The sequence below is a fragment of the Halostagnicola larsenii XH-48 genome, from assembly GCF_000517625.1.
In the GTDB taxonomy this organism is placed as follows: domain Archaea; phylum Halobacteriota; class Halobacteria; order Halobacteriales; family Natrialbaceae; genus Halostagnicola; species Halostagnicola larsenii.
Genome location: NZ_CP007056.1, coordinates 90,385 through 102,396 on the forward strand (window position 1 = coordinate 90,385; position 12,012 = coordinate 102,396).

At 66.1% G+C, this 12,012-nt stretch carries 8 protein-coding genes; 5 read left to right on the forward strand and 3 right to left on the reverse strand.

Annotated features, from left to right (window positions below):
- Nucleotides 1-63 precede the first annotated feature (63 nt).
- The 5 genes from HALLA_RS14435 (at nucleotide 64) to HALLA_RS14455 (ending at nucleotide 6,296) form a co-directional block, all read left to right on the forward strand.
- Nucleotides 64-1,242: a thiolase domain-containing protein gene (locus HALLA_RS14435; protein ID WP_049954213.1), complete on the forward strand. Its 1,179-nt coding sequence runs from the start codon at nucleotides 64-66 to the stop codon at nucleotides 1,240-1,242.
- Nucleotides 1,239-2,654 (forward strand): zinc ribbon domain-containing protein, encoded by a 1,416-nt coding sequence (locus HALLA_RS14440; RefSeq protein WP_049954214.1) that lies wholly within the window; start codon nucleotides 1,239-1,241, stop codon nucleotides 2,652-2,654. The genes HALLA_RS14435 and HALLA_RS14440 overlap by 4 nt, the downstream gene beginning before the upstream one ends.
- 94 nt (nucleotides 2,655-2,748) lie before the next feature.
- Nucleotides 2,749-3,639 carry a 3-hydroxyacyl-CoA dehydrogenase family protein gene (locus HALLA_RS14445; protein WP_049954215.1) on the forward strand — a complete coding sequence of 297 codons (891 nt, stop codon included), beginning with the start codon at nucleotides 2,749-2,751 and terminating at the stop codon, nucleotides 3,637-3,639.
- Entirely contained in the window at nucleotides 3,632-4,438 is an 807-nt protein-coding gene (locus HALLA_RS14450; RefSeq protein ID WP_174887909.1) for an enoyl-CoA hydratase/isomerase family protein, read from the forward strand. The genes HALLA_RS14445 and HALLA_RS14450 overlap by 8 nt, the downstream gene beginning before the upstream one ends.
- Before the next feature lie 217 nt (nucleotides 4,439-4,655).
- A complete protein-coding gene (locus tag HALLA_RS14455; RefSeq protein WP_049954217.1) occupies nucleotides 4,656-6,296 on the forward strand; it encodes a long-chain-fatty-acid--CoA ligase in 1,641 nt (546 codons plus the stop codon).
- Nucleotides 6,297-6,332: 36 nt separating this feature from the next.
- Here HALLA_RS14455 and fdhF read toward each other — a convergent pair whose 3' ends face one another.
- From fdhF to HALLA_RS14470, 3 genes are all read right to left on the reverse strand, one after another.
- A complete protein-coding gene (gene fdhF, locus HALLA_RS14460; protein WP_049954218.1) occupies nucleotides 6,333-9,533 on the reverse strand; it encodes a formate dehydrogenase subunit alpha in 3,201 nt (1,066 codons plus the stop codon).
- Complete coding sequence (locus tag HALLA_RS14465; RefSeq protein WP_049954219.1) at nucleotides 9,530-11,077, reverse strand: NADH-ubiquinone oxidoreductase-F iron-sulfur binding region domain-containing protein; 1,548 nt, start codon at nucleotides 11,075-11,077, stop codon at nucleotides 9,530-9,532. The genes fdhF and HALLA_RS14465 overlap by 4 nt, the downstream gene beginning before the upstream one ends.
- Before the next feature lie 93 nt (nucleotides 11,078-11,170).
- Nucleotides 11,171-11,947, reverse strand: coding sequence for an enoyl-CoA hydratase/isomerase family protein (locus HALLA_RS14470; protein WP_049954563.1), 777 nt, complete (start codon nucleotides 11,945-11,947; stop codon nucleotides 11,171-11,173).
- Nucleotides 11,948-12,012: the final 65 nt, after the last annotated feature.

The following is a 12,012-nucleotide window of genomic DNA, read 5'->3' on the forward strand; positions in this document are numbered from 1 at the left end:
TCGTGAATCGGCTCACGTTCGTCGTGAGTCATCTATAAGGGACCGGGGGAGCTATCCCCACCCATGCGAGATGCATACGTCCTCGGGGCAGGGCAGTCGTCGTTCGGCTCGTTTCCGGACGAGACGTATCTGTCGCTGTTCGACGACGCCTTCGACGCGGCGATAGATAGCGTGGAGACGGAACTCGAGCCGGAGTCGATCGACGAAGCGTTCCTCGGAACGCTCGGAGTCGGCGGCCGGCAGATCGGCCTCTCCGGGCCCGCAGTCACCGAACACGTCGGCCTCCACGGAATTCCCACGACTCGAGTCGAGAACGCCTGCGCCGCGAGCGGCTACGCGTTTCGACAGGCGGTCACGGCCGTCCGCTCGGGAATGGCCGACGTCGCGCTGGCCGGCGGCTACGAGGTGATGACCGACGCGAGTTCCGATCACACCCGCTGGTGGCTCGGCGTCAGCGGTGAGACCGAGTGGGAGCGAACGAGCGGGACGACCTTCGCGGGCGTCTACGCGCAGATGGCCAGCGCCCACATGAACGAGTACGACACCACTGTCGAGGACCTGAGCCGCGTCGCGGTGAAAAACCACGCCAACGGCGCGCAAAACCCCAAAGCGCACCTCGGCTTCGAGTGCTCGCTCGAGGACGCGGTCTCCGCGCCGGCGGTCGCGGACCCGCTCAACCTCTATCACTGCTGTCCGACGACCGACGGAGCCAGCGCCGTGCTCGTCGCGAGCGAGGAAGTCGCCAGCAAACACGGCGACACGCTGATCCGCGTCGCCGGCTGCGGTGCCTCGAGCGGGCGAGTCGGCCTTTTCCAGCGCGGCTCGCTGACGTCCGTCCCGGCGAGCACTCGAGCCGGCGAAGACGCCTACGAGGCGGCGGGGATCGGGCCCGAAGACCTCGACTTCGCGGAGGTCCACGACTGTTTCGCTATCGCCGAACTCCTGGCTTACGAGGATCTGGGCTTCTGTGATCGGGGCGAGGCCGGACGGCTCCTTCGGGAGGGCGTGACCGACCCCGACGGCGAGTTGCCGACGAACACCAGCGGCGGGTTGAAATCGAAGGGCCACCCCATCGGCGCGACCGGGACCGGCCAGATCGTGGAGGCGTTTGACCAGCTCCGAGGCGAGGCACACGTCCAGGTCGACGATCCGAAATACGGGCTCACGCACAACGTCGGCGGGAGCGGGGGCGGCGCGACCGTCCACATCTTCGAGAAGGAAGAAACGGAGGGATCGGCATGAGCGGAATCGTCGCCGCCGGCGTCTACGTCCCACGATTCCGGCTCTCGAGCGACGAACTCGAGGCCGCATGGGGAACGAGCCACGCCTCAGGCGTCGAGCAGAAGGCGGTCCCCGCCGCGGACGAGGACGCGCTGACGATGGCCGTCACAGCCGCCGAACGGGCGCTCGAGAGCACGTCCCGCCATCGGTCGGCCATCGACGTCGTGGCGGCCGCGACGACGACGCCCCCGCTCGCGGAGGGCGATTTCGTTCCGCGGCTGGTCCGCGCGCTCGATCTCCCGGCGCGGGTCGCGACGACGACCGCGACCCAGCACACCGCGGCAGGAGCCGAGGCGCTTTCGAGGGCGCTCGACGCCGACGGGACGGCGCTCGTGGTCGTCGCTGACTGTCCGGAAGGGGTGCCCGCCGATGCCGACCATCCGCTCGGCGCGGGTGCCGCAGCGTTCATCGTCGGCGACGATCCGGCGGTCGAGGTCGAAGACAGCGCCTGGCACAGCGACGAGACGCCTGGCGTTCGGTTCCGCGAACGCGGGACTAAGGCGGTCGACGCCCTCGGGATCACGACCTACGAACGCGACGCGGTTCGCGAGGCCGTCACGAGCGCGGTGACGTCGCTCGAGGTCGACCCGGAGACGGCGACCGGCGCTGCGATTCACCAGCGAGACGGCGCGTTTCCCTACCGCGTCGCGGGTGACCTTCCACTCTCGACCGACGCCGTCGGGGCGGGAACCGTCGTCGACCGCATCGGCGACGCGGGGGCCGCAACCGTCCCGATCGGACTGCTCTCGGCGCTTTCCGATTCTGACGACGGCGGGAGCGAGCTTTCGATCGCCGCCTTCTTCGGGGGCGGCAGCGCGGCCGCGTTCGCCTGCAGAGGCACCCTTTCGGTGCCGGGACTCGAGGACCTCGAATCGGCGGAACCGATCTCCTACGCCGCGTACCTCCGCGAGCGCGGCTACGTCGTCGACGGCGAGGTCTCCGGCGGCGGCGCGAACGTCAGCCTGCCGAACTGGCGGGGGTCGCTCGAGCAGCGCTACCGCCTCGTGGCCGGCTCCTGTCCTGACTGTGGCGGCGTCACGTTCCCACCCGAGGGCGCCTGCCAGGAGTGTCACGCTCGCGTCGAATTCGACGAGTTCGAAGCGCCCCGGACGGGAACCGTTCGGGCCGTGACCGCGATCGGGCAGGGCGGCGCGCCGCCCGAGTTCGCGGAACAACAGCAACGCGACGGCGCGTACGCGGTCGCGATCGTCGCGCTCGAGGCCGACGAAGGGACGATCACGCTGCCGGCCCAGATTACCGACGTGGACCCCGAGTCGGTCTCTGTCGGCGATACCGTCGCGGCGACGATCCGGCGAATCTACACGCAGGAAGGCCTGCCCCGATACGGCGTGAAGTTCGAGCCGACCGACTAGCTGGCGGGTTGGTGCGGACCTATTTCGATTCGGGTCGTCGATCGAGACACGAGTGATAGGAAGGTTTTTCATCGATACTCGAGATTGATTTCGTATGCAAATTACGGTACTCGGAGCCGGGAGTATGGGCCACGGAATCGCGCAGGTCTCCGCGATGGCGGGTCACGACGTCGTTCTCAGGGACGTCGAAGAAGCGTTCGTCGAGGACGGACTCGAGGGGGTCCGCGACAACTTGCAAGGCGGCGTCGACCGGGACAAAGTCACCGAAACCGAGATGGAAGAAACCTTGGCGCGCATCCAGGGGACGACAGACCTCGAGGCGGCCGTCGAAGACGCCGACCTCGTCGTCGAGGCGGTTCCCGAGGACATGGACCTGAAACAGGAGGTCTTCGCGGACGTCGAGGCCGCCGCGGACGAGGAGACGGTCATCGCGTCGAACACCTCCTCACTGTCGGTGACCGAGATGGCGAGCGCACTCGATCGACCCGAACGGGCGATCGGCCTCCACTTTTTCAACCCGCCGCACATCATGGATCTGGTCGAAATCGTCGTCGCCGAACGGACCGATGACCGGACGGAATCGTTCGCCGTCGACTACGTCCGCGACCTCGAGAAGGAAGCCGTCGTCGTTCGGGATACCGCCGGCTTCGCTTCCTCGAGACTCGGCGTCGCGACCGGCCTCGAGGCGATTCGGATGGTCGAGGAGGGCGTCGCCAGTCCGGCTGACATCGACGAGGCGATGAAAATCGGCTACGGCTATCCGATGGGGCCGCTCGAGCTAACCGATCACGTCGGCCTCGACGTTCGACTCCACATCGCCGAACATCTCCGCGAGGAACTCGGCGAGCGGTTCAAGCCGCCCCAGATGCTCCGGCGGAAGGTCCGCGCCGGGACCCTCGGGAAGAAGTCAGGCGAGGGGTTCTACGTCTGGAAAGACGGCGAGCGCGTCGGGATGAGCGGCGACTGGGGTGAGAGAAATGAGTGAACTCGAAGACGAGTACGACCTGCTGTCGGTCGAGGTGGGCACCCACGCTGATCGGGTCGCGACCGTTGCAATCGAGCGTCCGGACGCTCGAAACGCGCTCAATGAGCAGGTTCGAACGGAACTCAAAGACGCCGTCGCGGCGGCCGATGCAGACGACGACGTTCGCGTCCTCGTCCTCACCGGCGGCGATGGTTCGGGCTCGTTCGTCGCCGGCGCGGACGTCACGGAGTTTCGAGAGCGCGGGGTCGTCGAGCAACGCGAGGCGAGCGAGCGCCCGCGGGTCTACGAGACAGTCGACGACGCGACGATTCCCGTGATCGCCCGGATCAACGGCCACGCGCTCGGCGGCGGCTGCGAACTCGCCCAGGCCTGCGACGTGCGGATCGCCGAAGCCGGCTCGAAACTCGGCCAGCCCGAGATCAACCTCGGCATCATCCCCGGCGGCGGCGGCACCCAGCGGCTCACCCGGCTCGTCGGCGAGGGACAGGCGATGCGGTTGATCCTCTCTGGCGAGTTGATCGACGCCGAGGAGGCCCACGAAATCGGCCTCGTCGACGAAGTGCTCGAGACGGACGACCTCGACGAGCGGGTGTACGACCTCGCCGGGAAGATGGCGTCAAAGAGCCCGATCGCGCTCGAGTTCGCCAAGAACGCCGTGAAAGCGAGCTCTCGAATGGGGCTCGAGGAGGGGATAGATTACGAGGCCGAACTGTTCGTGCAGTTGTTCGCCACCGACGACAAGGACGAGGGAATCGACGCGTTCCTCGAGGGGCGCGATCCGGAGTTCACGGGGGAATAGGAACGGCAGGCAGCGGACGATCCTCAACCAACTGTCTTTCGACGATAATTGAAATTGTCAGTTGCCAACGTGTGCTCTCCGATCGTTCGAATTGTCTAGCTGGGGGGACCGTAAGACTGAACTACCTATTTTGCGAATGGGTACCTATGCCAATGGGTATGGTAACATACGAAGATATCGCACCGACAGACCAACGCGAGACGCTATCGGTCGACGCATGAAACAGCCACTACTCACGACGGACTATCTGGATCGAGCGGTGACCCTGTTCGGCGACGAAATCGGCGTGATCGCAGACGACGGGACGGCGTTTACGTACGCCGAACTCGGCGAGCGAGTCGATCGACTGTCGAACGCGCTGCAGGCACGCGGAGTCGAGAAGGGGGACCGCGTCGCCCTGCTGTCGCCGAACTCCCATTACTTCATCGAGACGCTGTACGCGACGATGCAACTCGGCGCGCTGTTCGTCCCGTTGAACGTCCGGCTCCAACCAGCGGAGTACGACTATCTGGTCGACGACTGCGATCCGACCGTCCTCATCGCCGACTACGAGTACGCGGGGAAACTCGAGCACCTCAAAGGCGATCAAGGCGTCGAGTCGTGGATCGCCTACGACGCCGCCGCGGTCGACGGCGGTGAGGCCGGTGAACCCGGGCGATCCTCGTCGGACTCGTCCGACGTAGACTGGGACGATTACGAGACCGTCCTCGAGAACTCGTCACCGAACGCGCCGGACGCGGTCGATCTCTCGGAGGACGACGACGCGACGATCCTCTACACGTCGGGGACGACGGGGGATCCGAAAGGGGTCGTCCACACCCATCGCATCCAGCACTACCACGCGCTGATCCACGCCCACCACGTCGAGTTCGAGGACGACGACACCATCCTGTGGACCTCGCCGATGTTCCACATCAACGGTTGGGGACACATCTACGGGCTCACCGGCATCGGCGGCACCCACGTCATCCTGCGGGATTTCGACCCCGGAACGGTGTTCGAGCGCATCCGCGAGCACGACGTGTCGTTCCTCGGCGGCGCGCCGACGGTCTTGAACATGCTCCTCGAGTACCACGACGAAGCCGACGTTCCGACCAGCGGCGAGAAGCCGGTCCGTGTCGAGACCGCCGCGAGTCCGCCGCCGAAACAGACGATCAGGCGGACCGAGGACGAACTCGGCTGGCGGATCATCCACGCCTACGGCGCGACCGAGACCGGCCCGCTGATCACGACCAGCAACTCGAGGCGCAAGATCGAGGGCGGCGACACGTACGACATCATCAACAAACCGGGCTTCGCCACGCTGAACACGAAGATACGCGTCGTCGACGAGGACGGCGAGGACGTTCCGCGGGACGACGAGACGAAAGGCGAGGTCGTCGCTCGAGGAAACCAGGTCCTCGATCGGTACTGGAACAAGCCGGCTGCAACCGAACGGGCGTTTCACGACCGGGTCGACGACTGGTTCCACACCGGCGACATCGCGACCATCGACGAGCACGAGATGATAACCATCGTCGACCGGAAGAAAGATATCATCATCTCCGGCGGCGAGAACATCTCCTCGATCGAAGTGCAGGATACGATCTACGACCACCCCGACGTTCGAATGGCCGCGGTCATCGCCGTTCCCCACGAGAAGTGGGGCGAGACGCCGAAGGCGCTCGTCGTCACCGACGACGATTCGGAGCTAACCGAAGACGACCTCATCGAGTTCACTCGAGACAAACTCGCTCATTACAAGTGCCCGACGCAGGTCGAGTTTCGCGATACGCTTCCCCAGACCTCGACCGGCAAGATCCAGAAGTTCGAACTCAGGGAAGAACACTGGAACGATACCGCAGGCAACGTCAACTAACGGTCGAAGGTAGTTTGCGAGCGGTCCGAGTCGGATTCAGTTCTCCGGACTCGGTGGTGTCTCGGACCGGCTCACTCGCACGCTCGAGACTTTGTACTCGGGAATCCCGCTGATCGGGTCGAACGCCTCCTGGGTGAGTTCGTTGACGGCTCCCTCCGCGAAGTGCATCGGCATGAAGACAACGCCGCGGTCGGGGCGGTCGGTCACCTGCGCCCGGACGACCGTCGACCCGCGCCGCGATTCGACCGTGACCGAGTCGCCGTCTGCGATCTCGAGTTGCTCGGCGGTCTCCGGATGAATCTCGACGAAGCTCTCGCCGACGTGGGACATGATCCCCTCGACGCGGCGGCTGAGCGTGCCCGTGTGGAAGTGATAGAGCACCCGCCCGGTCGTCATCGTCAGCGGATACTCCTCGTCGGGGAGTTCGTTCGGCTCGCCGAGGTCGGCGGGGACGAACCGCGCCTTGTCGTCCGCGAAGTTGAACCCATCCTCGTAGAGGTACGGCGTCCCCGGATCGTCCGCGTCTCGACACGGCCACTGGAGCCCGCCCTCGTTCTCGAGCCTGCCGTGGCTGATACCGCCGTAGATCGGCGTGAGGTCGGCGATCTCGTCCATGACTTCCGCGGGCGAGTCGTAGGACCAGTCGTAGCCCAGGCGGTTCGCGAGGTCCTGGAGGATTCGCCAGTCCTGGCGCGCCGCCCCCGGCGTGTCGACGGCTTTCCCGACCAGTTGTACCCGCCGTTCGGTGTTCGTGAACGTGCCGTCCTTCTCGGCGAACGACGCCGCGGGGAGGACCACGTCGGCGTATTCGGCGGTCTCGGTCCGGAAGATGTCCTGAACCACGAGGAAGTCGAGCTTCTCGAGGGCTTCCTCGGCGTGGCCGATATCGGGTTCCGAGAGCGCCGGATTCTCGCCCATGACGTACATCCCGCGGACGTTGCCCTCGTGGGCTTCCGTGAACGATTCGGGCACCGTGAGCCCGACCTCCGCGGGCGGGCGTTCGTCCCAGACCTCTTCGAAGGCGTCGAGCACGTCGGGGTCGTCGACGGGCTGGTAGCCCGGCAGCGTGTTCGGGAGCGTGCCCATGTCGCCGCCCCCGCCCTGGACGTTGTTGTGGCCGCGGAACGGCGAGAGCCCGGCGTTCGGCTTTCCGAGCTGGCCGGTGACCAGCGCGAGGTTCGCCAGCGCGAGCACGTTCTGCGTGCCGTGGGAGTGCTGGGTCATGCCCATCGCCCAGCCGAAGACGCACGTGTCCGCCGCGGCAATCGTCTCCGCCGCGCTGGCCAACTCCGCCGGCGGGACGCCACACAGCCGTTCGACTTCCTCGGGCGTGAACGGCTCGAGTTTCTCCTGCAGTTCGTCGAAGTGTTTCGTGTGCTCCTCGATGAACGCTTCGTCGTGGAGGTCGTTCCAGACGATGTAGCGCGTGAGCCCGTTGATCCAGGCCACGTCGTAGCCCGGCTCGACGCGCGTATACTGGTCGGCGTGCTCGGCGATATCGATCTTCCGCGGATCGAAGACGATGAGGTCCGCGCCGTCGCGGACGTTCTGCTTGATTCGCGTGGCCAACACGGGATGACTCCCGGTCGTGTTCGAGCCGGTGATCAGGTAGCAGTCGGTGTTGGCGACGTCCTCGATGCGGTTGGTCATCGCGCCGTAGCCGACGGTCTGTTTGAGCGCCGCGACCGTCGAGGAGTGACAGAGCCGCGCGCAGTTGTCGATGTTTTTCGTCCCGAGCACCTGCCGGGCGAACTTCTGCATCAGGTAGTCCTCCTCGTTGGTACACTTCGAGGACGCGAAACAGGAGAGGGCGTCCGGCCCGTCTTCGTCGATAATCGCCGAGAGCTCCTCGACGACGCGCTCGAGCGCCTCCTCCCAGCTCGCCTCTCGAAGCTGCCCATTCTCGCGGATCAGCGGCGTCTCGAGGCGATCTTCGCTGTTGACGAAATCGTAGCCGAACTTCCCTTTCACGCAGGTCGAGAAGCCGTCGTTCGCGGGGGCGTGCTCGGCGTCGGTCGGTCGCACGCCCAGGAACTCGTCGTCCTTGCCGTAGACCTCGAACCGGCAGCCGACGCTGCAGTAGCCACAGGTCGTTTCGGTTACGTCGATGTTTTCGAGACGGTGCTTCGAGACGAACTCCGCGATGTCGAACATCCGCCCTTCCGAGAGCACGCTCGAGGCGACGCCCTCCGCGGCGTGCTCGCCCTCGAGGAACGCTCGTTTCCCGGCGGACTCGAGCGCGCTCGTGGCCCGCCGTTTGCTCCGCTCCATCAGCCCGGCGACGCCCGAGAGGGAGTCGTCCGGTTCTGCGGGGCCGGCGTCTGCTCTGCCCGTCTCACTGGCGGCCGCGTCCTCGCCGTCCCCGTCGTACTCGATCGCTTTCCCGATCGAATTCTTCTGGGAGAAGCCCGGAATCGGCAGGGTCGCGCTGTCGACGAGCCCTTTCTCCGTAAGCGAGCCGGTCGGGCAGACGGTCGCGCAGTGGCCACAGGAGACACACGACGAGCCGGCCATCGCCTCACTCTCGTTCTGGAAGGCGATGCGGGTGTCTTCGCCGGTCCCCTCGATCCGCAGGACGCCTTCGACCTGCACGTCGTTACAGGCTTCGACGCAGCGATTGCAGAGGATGCACTTGTTGCGGTCGATCTGGATGAACGGCGACGTGTCGTCGAGCGGTTCGTAGGCGTCTCGGTCGTCGAAGACGCCGTATCGGGGGTGTTCGACTTCCTGTTCGATGGCCGTGTCTTGCAGTTCACATCGGCCGTTCTTTCCGCAGGTCGTACATCGAAGGTTGTGGTTCGACAGCACCAAATCTAGGTTGACATCTCGCACTTCCGCTGCGTCGGGAGCGTCCGTCCGAACGGTCAGCCCCTCCTCTGCGGGGTGACTGCAGGCGGAGATCAACCCTTCTTCGTCGGTGTCGACGACGCAGGTCTGGCACGTGTTTCGCGGCCCGATCTCGTCGCTCTGGTCGTAGTGACAGAGCGCGGGAACCGACGAATCATCGCCGACCTTCTCGAGGGCTTCGAGCACCGTCGCATCGCCGTCGACGGTAACCGACCGCCCGTCGACCGTGAGGGTCGTCTGGCCGTCGCCGGTCGGTACGTCGGGGTCGTTCGCCGTGCCCGTCCGGAAGTCCTCGGTCAGCGGCGTACTCGGCTGTGGATCTTCGACGGAGGGAACGCTCGGAAGCGGCGCTTGGGCTCCTCCCGTCTGTGGGTCGTCGTTCGAACTCATGAGCGGCTCACCTCGCACTCGCCGGCGGGACACCGGCCGTCGGTGTGGGCGGTGAACTCCGATTCGAAGCGGTTCAGGGCTGTCGTCACCGGTCGGGCGGCGTCACGACCGAAGCCGCAAACACTCGAGCGCCCCATCACGCGAGCGAGTTCGCGCGCGTCGGCGACGATATTCTGCCCGTCGTAGGCGGCTCGCAGGAGCTCGGTCAACTGAACCGAGCCCTCGCGACACGGGACGCACCGGCCGCAGTTTTCCCGGCGAGCGAACGTGGTTCGCCGCCCGGCGAGTGCGACCGTACATCGATCGTCGCCGAACAGCTCGACCCCGCCGTTCGTGCCGAGTCCGGCGGCCTCGAGCCCGCTCGCGTTCGCGGGCACGTCCAACGACTCCGTGAGCCCGCCGAACGCGCCGCCGACGCAGGCGACTTTCATCCGCGCGTCGGGCTCGACGGCCTCGAGCACTGTCTCGAGGGTCGCGCTCGTCGGAAGCTCGACGACTCTCCGGGCGTCGACCGCACCGCTTACGTCGAACAGTCTGGTTCCTGGATCGGCGTCGACGCCGACGGGCGATCGATCCGACGCCAGTTGGCGCAGCTGTGCGAACGTCCGCGGCGTGTGGACGATCGTCGGGCGGCCGTAGAGCCCGTATTCGGCCGGTCCCGGTGGGCGTCGACGCGCCTCGAGACGGTCGTTTCCTTCCAGCGACTCGAGGGCCATCGTCGGTTCGCCGGCTTTGTACTCGTCGGGGCCGGTGACGACTTCGACGCTCACGTCGTGGCCGTCGAACGCCGCGACGGATTCGGCTGCGGCAGTCGCCGTTCGCTGGACGCTCTCGTCAGCTTCGTTGACGTAGACGACGACGTTCGGCGCGCCTATTTGCGCTGCGATTGCCACCGCGGGGTCGAGCACGCTGAACGGATCCGAACGCAGGAGTAACGAGTCGAGGTTCACTCGGTGATCGGCTTCGTTGGCGTTGACCACGACGACCGGTTCGCCCTCGGCTTCGACCGCAGTGTGCCAGTACTCGCCGATCGGTGCGTCCGCGGCGTCATCACCACGTCCCCGCCCGCGGACACCGGTTTCGTTCGCGAGTTCGAGGAGCGTCCGCTCGCCGGAATCATCCGTCTTGGAAGCGAGGGCAGGTCCTCGCGCGAGGTAGTCAGCCTCGCTCGTCGGATCGACCCAGCCGCAGGCCTCGAGGACGCGTCGTTCACCGGTCTCGAACCGGGGGTCGTCGCCCGTCGGCAAGGTCGGTGTTTCCGGGTCGTGCTCGACGATTCTCGTCGCGTTCTCTCGGGGAAGTTCCCCGTCGGCCAGCATCTCAGTGATCCGTCTCGCATCGTCGGGCTCGCACCGAGGGACGAACGCGGTTTCGCCCTCGAGGGTCGCCAGTAGCAACGGTTCGACCGCGGTTACGCCGATCTGCCCGACGGCGACGACCGGCACGTCCCCCGCCGCCTTCGAGGCCGCCGTTCGTATCGACGCCGACCCCGGCGTGTCCGCCACCCGAACGACCGGCGACGGCCCGTTTGTGTTCCCGTTCATTGATCGGATACAGATCGGCCGGTGGTGTAAATGTTGTCCTCGAAGGAGACTGCGGCGAGGACCTGATGTAGTCGATGCGACGAGTTCCGTCGATTACTCGCCGGTGAATTCGGGATCGCGTTTTTCTCGGAACGCCCGAATCCCTTCCCGGTGGTCGTCCGTCTCGAGGAGGGTGCTCTGGGCGAGCGACTCGAGCAGACCCGCGGTCTGGGTGTCCGTCTCTCGTGCGGCGTTAACGACGCGTTTGGCCAGTCCGACCGCCTGGGGCGGCTGCTCACAGAGCGAGTCGGCGTACTCGAGCGCCGCAGCGTCCGGATCCGCCTCGACACGCTCGACGAGCCCGATCTCTCGAGCCCGCTCGCCGTCGACGAGGTCGCCGCTGAAAATCATGTCCTTTGCGACCCCCGGACCGACGAGGGTGACAAACCGCGAACAGCCACCCAGCCCGGGGAGCAGCCCGATATTGTGTTCGGGAAACCCCAGCGTCGCGTCCGGGGCGGCGATCCTGACGTCACAGGCCAGCGCGAGTTCGAGGCCGCCGCCGACGCAGGTTCCCTCGAGGGCCGCGAGAATCGGTTTCTCGATCTCCTCGAGGGCGTCGAACGCCCCGCCGAGGATGCGGGAGTTCGACCGAAACTCCGCGGTCGTCCACGATTGGGCGTCCTCGAACAGGCCGACGTCGGCACCGACCGAAAACACGTCTGCCGCTCCGAGGAACACGCCAACCCGAACTCGGTCCTCGCGGAGCACGTCGACGACCTCGGCCAGTTCGTGGCGCATCTGCTGATCGATCACGTTGACCGGTTCGTTGTCGAGCCGAACGGTGGCGATTCCATCCTCGACGGTAACCTCGAGCGTTTCGAATCCCATACTGTCCCAGTTGGCCCCGACCGTTTTGATTCTATTGTCTCTCGCCAGTCGCTTCGGCTCGGTTC